This window comes from Lysinibacillus sp. NPDC094177 (assembly GCF_050279145.1).
In the GTDB taxonomy this organism is placed as follows: Bacteria; Bacillota; Bacilli; order Bacillales_A; family Planococcaceae; genus Lysinibacillus.
Genome location: NZ_JBNNTW010000005.1, coordinates 315236 through 333239, shown reverse-complemented (window position 1 = coordinate 333239; position 18004 = coordinate 315236). Strand labels below are relative to the sequence as shown.

Annotated in this window: 17 protein-coding genes and 1 pseudogene; 16 read left to right on the top strand and 2 right to left on the bottom strand. The window is 35.6% G+C overall.

All coding sequences use genetic code 11. The annotated features are described in order from the left end of the window. Positions 1 to 113: 113 nt before the first annotated feature. The 5 genes from ACQKNC_RS11455 to ACQKNC_RS11435 all read left to right on the top strand — a co-directional run bounded on the left by ACQKNC_RS11455 (position 114) and on the right by ACQKNC_RS11435 (position 5063). On the top strand, positions 114 to 1001 hold the full coding sequence (locus ACQKNC_RS11455; RefSeq protein ID WP_427424968.1) for a LysR family transcriptional regulator: 888 nt from the start codon (positions 114 to 116) through the stop codon (positions 999 to 1001). 98 nt (positions 1002 to 1099) lie between these two features. After that, the gene (locus tag ACQKNC_RS11450; RefSeq protein WP_427424967.1) at positions 1100 to 1477 is read left to right on the top strand and encodes a hypothetical protein; all 378 of its coding nucleotides are present in this window, start codon (positions 1100 to 1102) and stop codon (positions 1475 to 1477) included. A 451-nt stretch (positions 1478 to 1928) separates the two neighbouring features. Beyond that, positions 1929 to 3164: an acyl-CoA dehydrogenase family protein gene (locus tag ACQKNC_RS11445; RefSeq protein WP_427424966.1), complete on the top strand. Its 1236-nt coding sequence runs from the start codon at positions 1929 to 1931 to the stop codon at positions 3162 to 3164. Then, entirely contained in the window at positions 3161 to 3937 is a 777-nt protein-coding gene (locus tag ACQKNC_RS11440) for an SDR family oxidoreductase (protein WP_427424965.1), read from the top strand. Before ACQKNC_RS11445 ends, ACQKNC_RS11440 begins: the two co-directional genes overlap by 4 nt. Before the next feature lie 82 nt (positions 3938 to 4019). Continuing rightward, positions 4020 to 5063 carry a phosphotransferase family protein gene (locus ACQKNC_RS11435; protein WP_427424964.1) on the top strand — a complete coding sequence of 348 codons (1044 nt, stop codon included), beginning with the start codon at positions 4020 to 4022 and terminating at the stop codon, positions 5061 to 5063. A 448-nt stretch (positions 5064 to 5511) separates the two neighbouring features. Here the strand turns inward: ACQKNC_RS11435 and ACQKNC_RS11430 are convergent, their stop codons facing one another. After that, on the bottom strand, positions 5512 to 6603 hold the full coding sequence (locus ACQKNC_RS11430) for a CotH kinase family protein (protein WP_427424963.1): 1092 nt from the start codon (positions 6601 to 6603) through the stop codon (positions 5512 to 5514). A 215-nt stretch (positions 6604 to 6818) separates the two neighbouring features. On the opposite strand from ACQKNC_RS11430, the gene ACQKNC_RS11425 reads away from it, so the two are divergent. From ACQKNC_RS11425 to ACQKNC_RS11405, 5 genes are all read left to right on the top strand, one after another. Then, the gene (locus ACQKNC_RS11425; RefSeq protein WP_427424962.1) at positions 6819 to 7160 is read left to right on the top strand and encodes a CotG/ExsB N-terminal domain-containing protein; all 342 of its coding nucleotides are present in this window, start codon (positions 6819 to 6821) and stop codon (positions 7158 to 7160) included. A 1012-nt stretch (positions 7161 to 8172) separates the two neighbouring features. Next, positions 8173 to 8628, top strand: a complete 456-nt coding sequence (locus ACQKNC_RS11420) for a GNAT family N-acetyltransferase (protein ID WP_427424961.1) — start codon at positions 8173 to 8175, stop codon at positions 8626 to 8628. A 742-nt stretch (positions 8629 to 9370) separates the two neighbouring features. Continuing rightward, the gene (locus tag ACQKNC_RS11415; protein WP_427424960.1) at positions 9371 to 10216 is read left to right on the top strand and encodes an alpha/beta fold hydrolase; all 846 of its coding nucleotides are present in this window, start codon (positions 9371 to 9373) and stop codon (positions 10214 to 10216) included. Positions 10217 to 10478: 262 nt separating this feature from the next. Continuing rightward, complete coding sequence (locus ACQKNC_RS11410) at positions 10479 to 10937, top strand: hypothetical protein (RefSeq protein WP_427424959.1); 459 nt, start codon at positions 10479 to 10481, stop codon at positions 10935 to 10937. Between the two features lie 16 nt (positions 10938 to 10953). Then, complete coding sequence (locus tag ACQKNC_RS11405; protein ID WP_427424958.1) at positions 10954 to 11280, top strand: DEAD/DEAH box helicase family protein; 327 nt, start codon at positions 10954 to 10956, stop codon at positions 11278 to 11280. A 548-nt stretch (positions 11281 to 11828) separates the two neighbouring features. On the opposite strand, the gene ACQKNC_RS11400 is transcribed toward ACQKNC_RS11405, so the two are convergent. Continuing rightward, positions 11829 to 12980: a hypothetical protein gene (locus tag ACQKNC_RS11400; protein WP_427424957.1), complete on the bottom strand. Its 1152-nt coding sequence runs from the start codon at positions 12978 to 12980 to the stop codon at positions 11829 to 11831. A 205-nt stretch (positions 12981 to 13185) separates the two neighbouring features. On the opposite strand from ACQKNC_RS11400, the gene ACQKNC_RS11395 reads away from it, so the two are divergent. The 6 genes and pseudogenes from ACQKNC_RS11395 to ACQKNC_RS11370 all read left to right on the top strand — a co-directional run. Further along, positions 13186 to 13647: a hypothetical protein gene (locus ACQKNC_RS11395; protein ID WP_427424956.1), complete on the top strand. Its 462-nt coding sequence runs from the start codon at positions 13186 to 13188 to the stop codon at positions 13645 to 13647. Positions 13648 to 14441: 794 nt separating this feature from the next. Beyond that, positions 14442 to 14954, top strand: coding sequence for a GNAT family N-acetyltransferase (locus tag ACQKNC_RS11390; protein ID WP_427424955.1), 513 nt, complete (start codon positions 14442 to 14444; stop codon positions 14952 to 14954). Next, positions 14951 to 15475 (top strand): phage tail protein, encoded by a 525-nt coding sequence (locus ACQKNC_RS11385; protein WP_427424954.1) that lies wholly within the window; start codon positions 14951 to 14953, stop codon positions 15473 to 15475. The genes ACQKNC_RS11390 and ACQKNC_RS11385 overlap by 4 nt, the downstream gene beginning before the upstream one ends. Positions 15476 to 15499: 24 nt before the next feature. Then, positions 15500 to 15997 (top strand): phage tail protein, encoded by a 498-nt coding sequence (locus tag ACQKNC_RS11380; RefSeq protein ID WP_427424953.1) that lies wholly within the window; start codon positions 15500 to 15502, stop codon positions 15995 to 15997. A 19-nt stretch (positions 15998 to 16016) separates the two neighbouring features. After that, on the top strand, positions 16017 to 16553 hold the full coding sequence (locus ACQKNC_RS11375; protein WP_427424952.1) for a phage tail protein: 537 nt from the start codon (positions 16017 to 16019) through the stop codon (positions 16551 to 16553). 24 nt (positions 16554 to 16577) lie between these two features. Next, positions 16578 to 18004: pseudogene (locus tag ACQKNC_RS11370) on the top strand (hypothetical protein); the annotation flags it as partial.

The window sequence follows — 18004 nt, the reverse complement described above, 5'->3', positions numbered from 1 at the left end:
ATTGTAGTGCAAATATTGTTATGAATAAATTATATATTCGCATAATTATAAATGCTAATATATAATTGTTATTAATCTATAGTTTTAAACTATAAATGAGGGGGGATGATGTTATGGATTTTAAACAATTGCAATATTTTATAGCAGTTACGGAGCAAATGAATTTCTCGAAGGCAGCTGAAAAACTACATATTTCTCAGCCTTCTCTAAGTACTGCAATTAAAAAATTAGAGCAAGAAATCGGTTCACCGTTACTTGAAAGGAATACGAGAAATCTTCAATTAACAGAAGCAGGTGAGCTTTTATATGGACGAGCAAAAGTTATATTGAAAAACATGGAAGTATTAAAAATAGAAATGGATGAGGTAATTGTACGTGGCACAAGCGAAGTAACGATAGGCGTAATGGAATCGATTAAGCATTGGCTACCAAAAGTCATTACAGAGTATAAAAAGGAGTATCCACAAATGATGTTTCATCTAGTGGATATTTTAGGAAGTAAGCGTGTCAAAAAATCGCTCAAAAGCTATAAAACACATTTAATAATTACAAATCAGATAATAGATGATGAGGATCTCGAAGTTAAGAGCTTATATGAAGAACGACTTGTAGCCGTTTTACCATTAAATCACCCATTAGTGGAAAAAGAGAAGCTGACAATCGCCGATTTAAGTGATGAGCCATTTATTATTAGTACAGAGGGCTTTCAAACGAGACATGATATTCTAGATGCATTTGAAAAGGCTGACCAAAACATTAATATCCAATTTGAAATTGAACGCTTTGAAACGGCTGTATCTCTCGTTCGTGAAAATTTAGGGATTACCATTCTACCTGAAAATTATTTAAAAGGTCCTACCGCTAAAACTATTGTACAAAAAGAAATAGATTGTCCCAATTTACGACGAAACGTTTATTTGGTGTACTTAAAAAATCGTCATTTACCTTTGGCCATTCGCCAATTGCTGACTGATATTATGGAAATAGGCAAAACACTTTAGATTACGGAAAGCTTAAAACATGCAAGGTTGAACAAAGCAATCTAATTAATAGTCTTATGCTGTCCAATATTATGTTCTATTTATAAGAGAGGTGACATATGAGAAAAATAGTAATGGGTATTCTAATAGTCTGTTTATACTGTTTTCCTTTTGTTTATTTTTCAATGTACCAAGATTTTGCTAACCGTTCACTGCTTGGCTATTTACTAATGATTGTAGGGACTTCAATTCTAGCTTTTCTTGGGAAATTTCTATGCAACTCAATTCCTTTTACTATTGGTAATATTGTATCAGCTCTAATTTCTTTTTACTTTTTCGGTAGAATAGAGGATACGTTAGGAATAGGGTGGGATCGTGGATATTTTAAACCATTTTCACCTTCTCAACTATTAGTAATTGTGAGTGTATTGAATTTATTTCCCCAATTCCTCGCTATGAAGTTAGCTAATAGACATAAAAATAAAATTATAGATTAATTTGATTGATAGAGTAACTTTTTTGATTGAGAAGTTACTCTTTTTTTATCCTATTAATCGTTTCTTTACCTAATTTACTAATTTTACAAAGATGTAGCTTATCACCAAAAGTTGTGGATGATGTTTGTTAAAAAGTATAGGGTGATGAGCTACAGAAGTACTGAAAAGCGGCTATGAAAACATCAAGTCATTTAATTATTACTAAAAAATGCTTTTCAGATTTGATGATACTTATTATGGTGAAATAGTGTTTTGACTTGTGTTTTTTTATTGTAATGTGATTTTCTATCTTTTCAATACACTGTCTTAAGTATGAATTTTCTTTATAATTCAAATTTTCATTTAATAGACATTGATTTACAAGAACTATAGCGGTAACATTTAATGTAAGAATAAAAATGAATATTCATTCATTTATAATTCCGATGTTCAAACAAAGGGGGGCTTTTTTATGAACTTTTCTTATAGCGAAAAAGTAGTAGAACTTCAAGAGAAGCTGACAAATTTTATGGAGCAGTACATTTATCCAAATGAGGCAGTGTTTGCTGCACAAGTAGAGGCAATGGAGGATCGTTGGGGAGCGATTCCACCAATTATAGAGGAATTAAAGCACAAGGCAAAAGAAGCGGGCTTATGGAATTTATTTTTGCCAGATAGCAAATATGGTGCAGGTTTGACGAATTTAGAATATGCACCTTTATGTGAAATTATGGGACGCTCTTTACTGGCTCCTGAAGTGTTTAATTGCAATGCGCCAGATACGGGAAATATGGAGGTGCTTGTGCGTTACGGCTCAGAACAGCAGAAAAAACAGTGGCTAGAGCCATTATTACGTGGAGAAATACGTTCCTGCTTTGCAATGACTGAGCCTGCAGTCGCGTCAAGTGATGCAACAAATATTGAGGCAAGTATTGAACGTGATGGCGATTATTATATTTTGAATGGACATAAGTGGTGGACAACAGGAGCTGGGGATCCTCGCTGTAAAATCGCAATTTTTATGGGGAAACATAAAGATTCTACAGCACCTATCCACGAACAACAGTCGATGATACTCGTGCCGATGGATACTCCTGGAGTAAAAATAGAGCGTATGCTTACTGCATTTGGCTATGATCACGCACCAGAAGGACACGGTGAGTTGACGTTTACTAATGTTCGAGTACCTGTTGAAAATATAGTGTGGGGAGAAGGAAAAGGCTTTGCAATTGCGCAAGGTCGTTTGGGCCCTGGTCGAATCCATCATTGTATGCGTCTTATTGGAGCTGCCGAACGTGCATTAGAGGAAATGTGTGTGCGTGTACAGGAGCGACGTGCGTTCCATCGGCCACTTGCAGAACAAGGTGTGATACGTGAGCGTATTGCGGAGTCCCGTATTGATATTGAGCAGGCAAGACTGTTAACGCTAAAAGCAGCGTATATGATGGACACAGTAGGGAATAAAGAGGCAAAGGCAGAAATTGCCATGATTAAAGTAGTGGCGCCGAATATGGCATTAAGAGTGATTGACCGAGCAATTCAAGCATTCGGTGCTTCTGGGGTAGGTCCTGATACGACGCTTGCGGCACAATGGGCAAATTCTCGAACATTACGATTAGCAGATGGGCCGGATGAAGTGCATCGTAACACTGTTGCAAAGCTGGAGCTGAAAAAGCATGCTAAAAAACATGAGGAGCTGGTTAAATGACAGTACTAGATTTATTTAGCTTAAAGGGGAAGACTGCCATCGTAACAGGGGGAGGGCGTGGTCTTGGAGCCCAAATTGCACAAGGCTTTGCTGAAGCAGGTGCTAACATTGTACTGTGCTCAAGGAAGGTCGAGGCATGCGAAGAGGTAGCCGCAGAATTAGCTGAATTAGGTGTACAAACATTAGCTCTTACATGTGACGTTACAAAGCCAGAGGACGTAGCGAACGTTGTGTCAAAAACACTGGAGTCATTCGGCAAAATTGATATTTTAGTAAATAACAGTGGGGCGTCTTGGGGTACTCCTGCTGTTGAAATGCCTTATGAGGCTTGGCAAAAAGTCTTTGACGTTAACGTAAATGGTACATTTTTAATGAGCCAAGCTGTTGGCAAAATAATGCTAGAACAAAAGAGTGGGAAAATTATCAATATCGCTTCGGTTGCAGGGCTTGGTGGTACATTACCTGATTTCATGGATACAATTGGCTATAACGCAAGTAAAGGCGCAGTCATCACTCTAACGAAAGATTTAGCCGTAAAATGGGGGCCATATGGCGTCAATGTGAATGCGATTGCCCCAGGATTTTTCCTAACAAAAATGTCAAAAGTCTTAATTGAGCGTGGACAAGATTATTTAATGGGAGTGACTCCGTTAAAGCGTTTAGGATCTGAAAATGACTTAAAAGGCGTAGCATTATTTTTAGCCGCAGCTGCCTCAGATTATATTACGGGGGATGTCATAGTTGTAGATGGCGGTATGAGCTCAATCGTTTAACTTCTTTTAGCCAATGTCTTTTGTAGCGAAAACGAAGCGTCAGCAACAATTATGCCGAGGCATAATTGATAGGAGGGGTACAATGGATACGATACAAGTAAGGGCAAGTGAACGTATTGATGAAGTGAAATTACAGTCATTTTTAAAGAACCAATTTCCAGAGTTACCAGAGGGGAAGCTAGAAATTTCGCAGTTTAATGCTGGACATTCAAATTTGACTTACTGCCTAAAAGTAGGTGAATTTGAAATTGTTCTTCGTCGACCTCCGCATGGACCAGTCGCCAAAAAAGCGCATGACATGAAACGTGAATTCACCATTTTATCTGCATTGCATCCATTTTTATCCGCTTTACCGAAACCTTATGTGTACGTTGATGATCGAGATATTATCGGCAGTGATTTCTTCCTGATGGAACGAAAAAAGGGGATAGTACTGGACACGCATTTCCCACCTGGTACTGAAAATACGGAGGAATTAGCTCGTCTCATTTCGGAAAAGATGGTCGATTCACTTGTAGCTCTTCATGCAATTCCATATAAAGAAACGCAATTAAAGGATATGGTGAAGCCAGAAGGATTTATGGAACGGCAAGTACATGGATGGATTGAGCGCTATGACAAAGCGAAAACGGCAGAGCATGTTGAAGTAGAGGCATTGACAAAGTGGTTAAAGGATCATGTACCTTCTAATCACGAAGCAACCATTATTCATTATGACTACAAGCTTAATAACGCTATGTTTTCAAGTGATTACTCTGAGATGATTGGACTTTTTGATTTAGAGATGACAACTGTAGGGGACCCATTAGCAGATTTAGGCGTGGCCATGAGCTACTGGATGCATGCAGATGATCCCAAAATGCTTTTATACGCATTTGGAGAACCACCAATAACGACTTTACCAGGGTTTTACACACGTCAGGAATTCATTAACCGCTATGCAGAGAAAAGCGGGCGGGATGTTTCAGCCATCGATTATTATATTACATTTGCCTACTTTAAATTAGCTGTAATATGTCAGCAAATCTATTATCGATATGTAAATGGTCAAACAAAAGACGATCGTTTTGCACAAATGGATAAAATGGTAGCTGCATTAATTCAGCAGGCTTCTAAGGCACTATAAACTATAGTATAAATGACGGGTGCTTTTAAAGCAGCCGTTATTTCATATTTTCTGTCAATGAAATGAAGGTGTCATATTATATAAGGTGGGTTCTTCCATAATAAATGATCAGATTTTAGGAGGATGAAATGGAATCAAAGTTTAGAAAGTAAAAGTGAAAAATAATGATATAAAAACAATGATAGGGTTTCTACTCATATTTTATTTTGTATGGACAATTAAAGAATTATGGTTAATCAACTACATTTATTCTGTATTTTGCTTTTGAAGCTTATATCAATAAGTAAATCGCTTAGCTGATGAACTATAACTGAAATGAAAAGACCCATAAGAATACCACTTTAACGATTTTACTATATTTACAGTACAGAAAATAGTGTGCTAATTCAAACGACAAACAACCCCCTTACCACATGGAAAGAGGGTTTTGTAAGATGATTCAATAACTTTAATCTAATGAATCTAATTTCCTTTTTATATATTTCGCCCGTGCTTCAATATAATCCAATATATACTCTGGTTCCTTATCAAATAAATGGATATCGTCTTTTTTATATGGATCTTTTTGAACATAAGGTCTTATTAAATCATGCATACCTTGTATTTTCGGTTTCAAATAGTCTACATTAAATTGATTATTTAAAATAATCTTTAGCAAGTTTTTGTATTGACGTCGGAATGTTTTTACGTCGAGAATTCTTGCGGTAAGCGTATTAAATCCTTCGATTCGTAAATAATCTTCTTCCATCCCTTTCCCGTTTACATCCCTTCCCCATGTTGCATCGTAATCCCACGGGATGACTTCGAATAGCCTAGTTTCACTATTCTGGTATAATGCGTAATTATGAACAAAACCATCAAAATTCTGGGTGAAAATAACGCCAGCCAACCAACTAATATACTGATCAACATTGAGATATTTCACAATTGCATTTTCAAATTCAGCTTTTGAAATGGTATTAATTTCAAGAATTATTTTTTGCAAATGAAATTCATCTTGTTCTGTCCCATATTTTAGTTCATAGCCAGCTTTAAGTGATTTCTTTACTTCTTTATCAAGATCACTCATCAACGAAAAGTTAGCATCGCCATCAACCGCATAGAATATTGGTCCTTGCGGTAGTTGCCGATTCTTAAGGAAATACTCATCCACTGATTCTAATTCCAAATAAAGCCCCTCATTTTTCCCATTCAATTTCAAATTTACAAATTGGGATTTTGGCGATAAGCACCCTATTTCATTGAAAAAATCGAGCGATAGTTTATTTCTTAATAGAGAAGGATCTTTATATTCTGCGTTGATATGAATTTCTTTGGCATTTCTATAGGTACTTGGCTTATTAAACAAAATGTGATACGACTTCTTTCGAAAATCCCGGATATGGGAGCCACGATAGACGATATCAATATCATACTTTCTTTTGTTAATCGTTAGCTTGGCAGAGATAGGATCGTCACACCATATATCTTTACGAAGTTCGCTTAAATCTAAAGGATGAATAAAAAGCTGATATTCAGGTATTATTATGCCGTTATCCACGCGAAATCTTTCCTTTCATTTTTAAATTATTCGTATAAAACAAAAATGTAAGATTCCACAAAAAGATATAGAGTCTATAATTTGCTTTCGAAAACTATGCGATTATCTCTAACATCCTTAGTACAACCTCATATATTACGATAAGGGAAAGAAAAGGGCAGAGGTATGGGTTTGATTTTTTTGAAAAAGGAATCTACCTTCTTTCTCTATTAAAGATGAAAGGAGGTTTGAATATGTTATTTATACAGAAGGCAGTAGAAATAGCTAACAACTCAGGGTTAGGTCACTTCATGCACCAGGATCCTATTAGTAACGAACGACGCACGTGCAGGAAACGTCGTACTTCGCGAATCCAGCGACGCACGAGCAGGGTACGTCGTACTTCACGAAACGAACGACGCACGAGCAGGAGACGCCGTACATCGCGAATCCAACGACGCACGAGCAGGGTACGTCGTACTTCGCGAATCCAGCGACGCACGAGTAGGGTGCGTCATACTTCAAGAAACCGGCGACGCACGGGCAGTAACTCCTTTTGGAATGACTTATTTTTTTAAAAACTTCAGGTGATTTTTCACTATCTGAAGAGTATGTAACTTAATGTTTTTCAATGGACTATTGAATGCGTCTGGATATAAAGTTAACTAGTTCTTACTAGTTAACTTTTTCTGTGTCGTTCCTATCGAAGTCCAAGTTTGAAAGAGAAGTGAAGGTCAGCTGGGGGTGGGTTCCGTCGGAGCTTTTCTTTTATGTAAATACTTAATTGTTATCGTTGTATATTATAAAGCATCTATCAGAATTGTTTAACTGGCTCCTTGAACGGCATGAACCATCACGGAATCCTCCTATTCCTTTGTAACTAGGAAAACAGGTAAACCATTTGTTTTCAAAACAAGGGAAAGTTAGGGATTAAAACCAAGAAACATTTGATGTCCTATATTGAAATGCATTGGATTTATCACTTTTTATCTCACTTCTTAGGTTATAGTAAAGCATATGTTTAATTAATGAAGAGGCTTAGACTAAGACCCATATTTGAGATCTTTGCATGGAACGATTTTAGATTGTTCCGCAACCCCGCCACCTATACAACTACTCTCCAATTGGCTTCTGTAATAAAACTAAAGAAGATATGCATATAGAAGAAATAAATATTATCCCAAAAGTCAGTAAGTAATTATTCTTTTGACATGAACAAAATACATTCCTCCAAAAATATTATTTTATAGAGGGATTACTAACGGTACAGGATAATGGAAGAGGGAAATTGATGCAAAGTGAAAAATTTTATAAATAAAAAGAGGTGAAAACTCGTTGATAAACTGCTTCAACAGTTACAAAGAGTTGGCGTACATTACATAAAAAGTGATCGTGTAATTATTTTAGAAATTTTAGAGATAGACTTCGTCTTGCTTCTCAAATAGATGTGCTTATAAATGAACTTTTAGATCAATTACAAAGTAGTAGACTGAAAAATTTAGGTTTGAGTGTCCTAAAATTCTATTTGAAAGCTTAAATTGGACTAAAATGGAAATTGTTGGTGAAAGGGTTGTATATAAGAGATCTTTAATGTCACCATTAAATGTTTCAATACCAGATTATGAAGTATGGTCATTTTCTGAGAATAACTCTATCTCTTTTTTATCTGATGTGATGGGTACAAGTTTTATTGATGCAGAAAAGTTTTTAACTGGAATGAGGACCGAACTCCCGTCTCAAGTAAAGGACATGTTTACAGTGTATATAGTTAACAATGAACCTGTTGGTGTAGTTTTTTCTCATATAGAACCAAATACAGATAATGAAGGACGCATTTTTTGGATAGGCATTCATCCTAATTTTCTGGGGACAGGATTGGGAAAGAACTTACATTCAATAGGATTATACAGATTTAAAAATGAATTTAAAGCTATATCTTATTTAGGGATGACTCAAATTGACAATATTCCAATGAGAAATATAATGGTATCAAACGGATGCAATCAATATAAAAATACAGTAATTTCTTTACAATATTCTATTTAGGAAAATTCAGGGGTTCTTATTGCAGAAACGTGGTGAGTACAATAAGGATTTCAAAAATAATCAAATTTTAAGAAGTTAATCTACCACATTCAAATAAGAGCATGTTTTGATCAATTTTTTTTCAAAACATGCTCTTTAGATTTGTATCTCATATTAAGATTAATATCTTTAATTTAACCAAACTCTGGTAGAGTCGAACTGTAAAAAGAAACAGATTATCCGACATTAAATATTATATTCTAAGATATATTCTCGCACCCAATTTATTTTAATGAAAAAATATTCCCGTGAAAAAATTAAGAGAGAGCGAATGCACGTTCCTATTTTATCATATTGCTCGTATATAACAAGCATTTTGGATGAAAAGTGGGGATGATATCTTTGCGACAATAATTAGTAGTATCCATTTTCAGGCTCTTCTTGAACAAGTGCCACCATAAATTGATTCGCTTCTTCCAATTGACCACTCTCTCTTAATGTAATGATGTGTTATAATCGCTAATCTATTTTCTTGTATCCTCTATCTTTCTAATTTTTCTACCATTATTGTATACTTGGAAAATAAGTTCCTATTTTAAAAATTCAACTTTTATATATACATAGAAAATAATAATAGAGGTGAGTTAAAATGCTGGAGCGTTCTATGGAGAAAACACGGGAATGTAAAAAAGAAAGGGAGTGATAGGAAGAAGAGCATAACGTTAATAGCTCTTCTATATAAAAAGAAAAGAGGACTATTATTATGAGTAATTATCAAAGCATCTTTAGTGAAGGATTTGAATTAAAATATTGTGTTAAGGGACAAGGTCAGCCGATATTGGTAGTGGGTAGCTGTGTATATTATCCACATTTGTTCTCGGAAAATTTATATAAACATTTTCAATTTATCTTTTTAGATCATAAAGGTTTTGTGAAGTCTCCACGCTCTTTAAAGAAAGAAGATTATACTTTAGATAAGATTGTCGAGGATATAGAAACAGCAAGACAATTGCTAAAGCTTGAGGATTTTATCATTTTAGGACATTCTGGACATGCATTTATGGCCTTGGCATATGCCGAAAAATATCCTCAGTATGTTCAGAAGGTCATTTTATTAAATTCAGCACCAACAAACAGTCAAGAGAGACAGCAGCAAAGCTTTTCATTTTTTAACGAAACTGCCAGTGCTGAGCGTACAAAGCAATTTGAGCATGATATTGCATGTTTAGAGAATGATATTCACAATGATCCTGAAAGACGATTTGTGCATATGTGTATTCGCATGGGAGCACATAGCTTTTATGATTATACGTTCGATGCTGCTTATATGTGGGATGACGTATATACAAATATGGAGGTTATTGATTATCTTTGGGGTGTAGCTTTTGCTGAACGAAATCTAATCCAATCTATGGCTCATGTAGATAAACCTATTTTTGTAGGGTTAGGAAGGTATGATTATTTAGTCGCTCCTATTTCGCTCTGGGATGTAATTGATTATTCATATGAAAAAGTGAAGAAGGTCATTTTTGAAAAAAGTGGCCATAATCCAATGTTTGAAGAACCAGATACTTTTGATAGAGAATTAATTGATTGGATTAATGAATAGAAAAGTTACTCATTAGGTTTTGCAATAAAGATTGATCATTTAAAATAAAGAAATTGTGCCATTAGTCTCTCTACGACCACTACAGACAATTTAACAGTAAGAAGCCGATCTCTTATTAGCATATAGGGTATCGGCTTTTTCTTTATGAAATTTTGCGTACGAAATTCGCGTTTTGTTGGTGCTACTCCTATTAAGCTAACGGCGCAGTTTAGTGGAATAAACAGTCAGTTATAGAGAACACTGAATATGAGGTGCTTTTCTTATGAAAAAAGTTCTTATGTTAATTATTGCTATTTCCCTTTTTACTGTTTTAACAAATACTAAAGCAATGATAAATGAATATGATGAAATTGCAAAGTCTGATAAAGCAGATGTTACCCTTTATACTAAAAAGATGAATGGAGTATATACAGATTTTAAAATTTATTTTCAAGGCGGTGTTCTTACAAGACCTTATTGGATGAATACAACCAGTCCTACTTGGTCACCTCAAATTATCTATGAGGACATCAATAAAGATGGAAAAAATGAGTTAATCATAATTTTGACTAAGGGTACTGGTATTGGAATATTAGAACGAGAAGTTCACGTTTTCCATATTCAAAATAAAAGAATAGGTAAGGAGCTTGTTGAAGTACCAGTTGAAGTGCTTGTTGACGACCCGATTGCAATAGTGTTAAAAAACGTAAAGACCGAGTTATTACCTAACAAAGAAATATAGAGATATAGTAGGTCTGATGGATACAGGGGCGGGGAAAACTTTAATTGGATTACTTATGCTCTATTCAAAAGCCCAAGAGATTAAAGAACCAGTGGTCTATTTATGTCCAGATAATCAATTAGTTGAACAAGTTTGTACACAAGCAAATTTATATGGAATACCTGTTTGTAAGATAGAGAAAAACGAAAATTATAGACAAGAATCCCCAGCTGAATTCAACAACAGTGAATCAGTATTAGTCACTACTTTTGAGAGACTATTTAATGGGACATATCAAGGTTCAGAAAGAACAAGTTTGAACCAATTGAAAAGCGCTTCAAATCCTTTAATATCAAGGGTTTGAGGCGCTTTTTCTTTTTTGAGAATCCGTTAGAAAAGGATAGGGAGTGAAAAGTTTCTACACATTTTCTACACAAGAAAAAGTATTACTAAGTCGCTTCGTGACTGGTTTTGCACTAAGCCGCATAAAGGTTAAGTGTAACTATTCGCATAACGCATACAATTAGCTGAGCAGACTTCGGTGCATCCTATATTTGAATAATTTTTATTAATTAATTCTTTTTTTTATCATTTAAATAGTGTTCCTAGAAAGGGCAGTTTCACGATGAATACTAATAATTGTCGTCTTTTAATAAGGCTGTTTTCTCAAAGATTGTTACTTTTCGAGGTATCTTGCAAATAAGTAAACTTCAGGCGCATTTAGCTGCCTTATGAGGGGAAAAACTGGGGTGCTTTGGCAGCATTCTCAACACGCTAAACATTTGGGCCATGGTCTTGAATGTTGCGTAATTGACATGTTAAACTTTTGCAACCAGCACACTCCCTTGTTGCTTTATCATCATAGACCCGGTGCACTATAGGTGAAATAATGAAATGAACTATGAATATAAGTTAGCCGTGATACCAACCTGTTTTTACATTAACGACAACGATGTATCGTTCTTCTCCGTTATCGTCAATTGTAAAAGCCTCATAGTAGCCTTGATTGTCTTCTCCGATATAGCCATTTTTATAAAAAAGGTTATCCTTTGAATCGACGTATTCATTTTGAATCATTTCATTTTCGAATTCCTCTTTAATCCCGGTACCCCATTCGAATGGGTCGTACTTTGAATCCTCCGTAGTTTTCGATTGAGTATTGTCCTGTTTTGAGCCGGAATTCTCATTTTTGCTGACGGTATTAGTTGATTTCTCCATTATTTCCTCTATGGAAATTCTGTATTCGTTGTAAGGGTCGTCAGATGTTATATCTAAAATAAAATTGAGTAAAGTATTTGCTACTTCAGGGTTCGTTTCTTTTAATGTCATTCCGACGTTAGAAAAAAAGAACAGATAATTATAGTTAAGCTGTTCAGCGTTTAGCTTTTCGCCATCGTTAATGATTTTGTTTATCACGGTGCAAACATAAAGATCGTATAGCGTATCTGTAAATTCCCTTACTTCAGAGTTGGTAGGGACTGGATAGCCAACTTCTTCAAAGAAGGAAAGCGTGTCCGGATATTCGCTATCCCCTAAAAACCCCTCAATATCTTTAAAGTAATCACTATAATCTTTTTTTACATCAAATGTCTGAGCTATATAGTTGAATGTTGTTTTCTGTTCTTCTGAAAATTTATCAAAAATATCTTGTAGTGTATTTAAATGGCTTTGTAATGTTTCTCTATCTTCATCATCAAACAGTGGACTATCGGGTTCTGCACTTGAAGTGAAAATATCCAAAAGGTCGCTAGCAACCAAGTATTGGGAAATTTGCATTGAGCCTTTTAGTATTTGACTCGGAAGTATGTATTCGCTATCTGGGAAGTCCTTAATAACTAAATCTAAATATGTGTTAGCTAATGTAAAATTTTTATTATTAATGGCTGTTATTGCTTTTGTGTAGGGTTCTGGGATTTCTTGTTTTATTTGGTCAGTAGTATTTTCTTCTATTGCTTTTTTCTTGTTCTCATTCTCATTCTCATTCTCATTCTTATTCTCGCTGCAACCGCTTAGTAACAAGATAAAAAATAGTGTCGTGAACAATATGAACTTATGTTTTTTCATACATGCTCTCCTTTAAGTGTAATGATATGATTTTACTATTTATGTTGAGGGATGTGTACATAAATTAGTACAAATAATGAAGGGGGAGTCTCATCCGCGTTTTATAGATTATATCTGTCTTTTTGTTTGGCTGTTTTCTCAAGGATTGTTGTTATTCTAACAATGGAACATTTAATAACGTATAATTATAGGGAAGTTTTCAAAAATGTGGAGATTTATGGAAATTATAAAGGGGGTTTTTATAGGAGTTACATTTGGTATGGGATTATCGATTGCTATTTCTTTTGGGTTTATGTTGTTCGCGCAAATGTTGGCTGGAGGTACTACCTCTTTATTTGGGGAAGCGTGGCTGTATTTTGCCACAATCGTTTCGTTCGCACTCACTTTCTTGATATTAGGGATTTACTTTGTAAGTCGAGAGAAACCAACTAATAAAAACCTATGGCTGATAAGTTTCGTTTCAGCGTTTTCCGTAACGTTATACAGTGGAACAATAGGTGCTTTATTTGGGGAGTATATTGTTCGTGGAGGACTTCGAACGTATACAGATGTATTAGTTTGGGGAACAATTTATGCATTTATTTTTCTTCCATTTAGCACACCTTTAGCACGTTGGCTTATTCATATCTTTCAAATGTTATTAAAAAGATTAAATATATCTTATTGAATAAACGGAGTGAGAAGTAACATATTCAATATTTATTTGAGAAACAACAATCATTATGAAAAGAGCCTTTAATAAAGATTGATCATTTGTAATAAAGCCCGATATTTTGTAAAAAGGTTTGATACAATTGCATTGACAAGATGGATTATGACAATTCAACAAACGGGCCATTATCCTGAAGACTCGCTTTCGAGATAACGCATAGGTCTTGGTACTAATTTTTAAAAAAATAACCTAAATTTAACTTTTTTGTTTTATACTTATATAAAAATATAAAAATATAAAAATATAAAAATATAAAAATATAAAAATATAAAAATTTAGACAAAAAGAAGAGCTGACACTCATATGATGAAGGATTTACAAAAATTTCTGCACACTGAAGGACATATAAAAACAATCAACTAATGCTTATCTTCGTTGGTTTTACGTGTCAGTTTCTTTGTGCTCTACCAATCGAATGCGCATTTTGTGGGAAAGAAATACTTGCATTTTATTTAGAAAAAATTAAATAAAATATATAAAATTAGTGGCTCTTTACCAAAACATGTACTTGACTTAAAAACTATGTAAGTACATGGAACGAAAGGCGGCGACTCCTTGGGGATTAACGAACAACTTTAGAACCCGCAGGAGCGTAAGTGACGAGGAGGCTCAAGGGACGCTCCTAGGAAAGGGTCCGACTGTTGTAGAAAGTGCTGTCAAGTGCAGATTTTGGTGTCGAGCCAATTTAGTTGTTCAACATGTATGATAGGTTTGATTACTAAAACTATTTGATGAAATGGTGATGTATTATGTTGCAGACTAGAAATGTTGTATCCAAAGATGATGCGTTTCTTTTTGAGTTATTTATTACTACGCGTAAAGATGAATTTTCAATGTTGGCACTAGATGAACAGCAGTTGCATGCGCTGTTACATATGCAATACGAAGCACAAAAGAGATCTTATCAACACAATTTCCCACAAGCAAAGCATGAAATTATTTATCATGAGGGATTGCAAATTGGTAGGGTGATGATCGAAAACAAAAGTGGGAATATTCATTTAATAGATATTTCTTTATTACCTGATTTTAGAGGAAAAGGCTACGGTACTGAGTTATTAAAACAATTACAAAGTTATGCAGTTAATCAGAAAATGTCTGTTACACTGCATGTGTTACAGGACAATCCTGCTAGGCGTCTTTATGAACGATGTGGATTTTTCGTTACAGGAGAAATCGTCCCTTATATTGCTATGAGGTTTGAGTCATCTTGTAAAAAGATTGAATTTTCTATTAAATTCAAAGGAGGTGAAAATAAATGAGTGAGTCGTATTTAGGAGAAATCCGTATGTTTGCTGGAAACTATGCTCCACAAGGCTGGGCTTTATGCGATGGTAAAGAACTTGAAATTTCAGAAAATGAAGCGCTGTTTGTTTTATTAGGAACGATATATGGAGGGGATGGCCAAAATACTTTCAAGTTACCAGATTTAAGGGGGCGTGTCCCTATTCATGTTAGTCCGCAGTACAATTTAGGTGATGTAGGTGGTACAGAGACGGTTAAGTTAACTACGAATCAAATGCCAATTCATACACACACTGTTCAAGCTACTACTGCTTTAGGAAGTACATCATCGCCAAGTAATATGTTGTGGGCAACAACGAGCGGATATTCGAACTATTCAAATGATAAAGATGGAGCTGGGAATCCTTTAACGCCAGTTGTAATGAACGCAAATACTAACTCAGTTGTGGGTGGCAATCAACCACATGACAATATGATGCCATCGGTAGCTATTTCTTTCATTATTTCGTTAAATGGATATTTTCCTCCCCAGCCATAAATTTAAGAATAGAGGTGGATTTAAATGGCAGAACCATATTTAGGCGAAGTTCGATTATTTTCGATTCATTATGCACCAAGAGGCTGGTTATCTTGTGAAGGGCAATTGCTCCCTATTAGACAGTATCAAGCATTATACTCGCTGTTAGGTACGGTTTATGGAGGGGATGGTGTAAATACATTTGCTTTACCAGATTTACGTGGCCGCGTACCAATCCATGTTAGTAGTCCTTCATTCCCATTAGGAAAAAAGGAGGGTAAAGAGACCCATACTTTAACAACGAGTGAAATGCCTCAACATAATCATCAAGTTCATGGCTCATCTAGCCCTGCAAGTGTAACTTCTCCTCAAGAGAATGTATGGGCCGAGAAGGATAACTTATATGCAACTGGTACGACCGTAACTATGAATCCAGCCACATTATCTATTGCTGGGGGCGGACAAGCACATAATAATATGCAACCTTATTTAGCTATACGTTTTTGTATTGCTATTCAAGGTATCTATCCATCAAGAAATTAAGAAAAAGGAGGTGGTACGAATGGCAGACGCATATACTGGTGAAATAAGAATTTTTTCAGGGAACTTTGCGCCAAGTGGTTGGGCGTTTTGTAACGGTCAATTGATGAATATTCAGCAAAATCCAGCTCTATTTTCGATATTAGGTGTCCAATATGGAGGGGATGGTAGGACAACCTTTGCGTTACCGAATTTGATAGGGTCAGCACCAATGAATCAAGGGGAAGGAACAGGATTAACGCCACGACAGGTTGGCCAAGTGGTTGGTGCACAAACTGTGACTCTTTTGCAGTCACAAATACCTGCTCATACTCATACACCAAAAGCTATACAAGGAGCTGGAACATCGGGAGATCCGACTGATTGTCTTTGGGCAGAGGGGGTAGGAGCTGGGAGACCACCTAAGCAGCCATCGTTATATGATACCAATCCAAATGTACAAATGAACCTGCAAGCTTTAGGGTTGACAGGTGGAAGTCAACCGCATAATAATATGCAGCCCTTCTTGGCGATGAATTATATTATTTGCTTACAGGGTGAGTTTCCACCTAGAGGTTAAAAAGAATTTTGAAAGGGTGGAACTGTGAATCTATCCAAAACTTTGAAAAAAGACAAGATTGGAGTTAAAACTTATCGTGAAAAAATGAGATTTTATTTTCATATTTTACTGGTAATAATTTTTACCATGGCTTCGATTGGTTATGCTCCTGCCATAGAAGTAAAGGCTGATGCGAATGGAACTGCTGATGGTACGTATGATTTCGGTGGTACAGTTGGAGCTAATAACAGTGCAGGTACAGGTTTTGCAACTTTTTCGAATAAGTTTGTTATAAGCAATGGTTTTTCAGTTGACCCAGGTACAACACAGTTATATACAACTAATTTTACGGACAAGGCTCAGCAAACTTTGATTATTAAGGCTGAAGGAGTGAATGTTTGTAAAACATTCACTTTTAAGGACTTAGGAATAAGTCTTTTTCAAGACCTTACTAAACTCACATTTAATAAGCTTTCCTTAGTTGTAAAAGATACGAATGGAGGTACTCTTGGATCACACACAATTTCTAGTAACACAGAGATTTCTGGAAATGGTGACATCTATAAATTGAGCACGCTTTTAAATGGAGGTACTGAATTTAATTACAACGGGGTCGCATCTTTAGAAATTACATGGCAATTTGATGCAGCTATTAATGATAATAATACACAACCATCAAACTTGAATTTTGAAAACATCACAATTGCCAATGTGAGTGCTACTGCTCCAGATTCTATACCACCTACAATTTCAAACGGAACGATTAGTGTTTCAAATGTCAGCACGACTGGCACTAAGTTAGACTGGACGAAAGCAACGGATAATATTACTGCTCAAAGTGATTTAGAGTATCGTGTCTATCAATCTAGCAGTAATAATATTAATACAGTTAGCAATATCGAAGCAAACGGTACAGCATTAGGAAGTGGGTTTTCGAAAGATTTAGCAACGCTTGATGTAAAGGGTTTATCACCAAGTACAACTTATTATTTTAATATCATTGTAAAAGATGCAGCGGGAAATAAAAGTACGTATACAATGAAGTCGGTGACGACAGCTAGTCCTGCTAGTGCCCCTACAGTTACTACAAGTACAATCACATCTAATTTGACAACAACAGGGGCAACTGTTGGTGGAGATGTTACAGCAGATGGAGGGGCAACGATTACAGAACGTGGAATTGTATATGCAACGACTACTAATCCGACGACAAGTAATAGTAAAAGAACGGAAACTGGGACAACTGGTGCTTTTATTGCTGGCCTAAGTGGATTAAGTCCAAATACAACGTACTATTACCGAGCGTATGCGACAAACTCTGTAGGTACAAGCTATGGTAGTAATCAAAGCTTTACGACAGTAGCGCATACTTACATGATTGGTGCAATTAGCAATCAAACGTTTACGGCGCTGACAGCTGGTTATACGGGTGGTACACAAGAAACGAAAACGTTAACGATTACGAACACTGG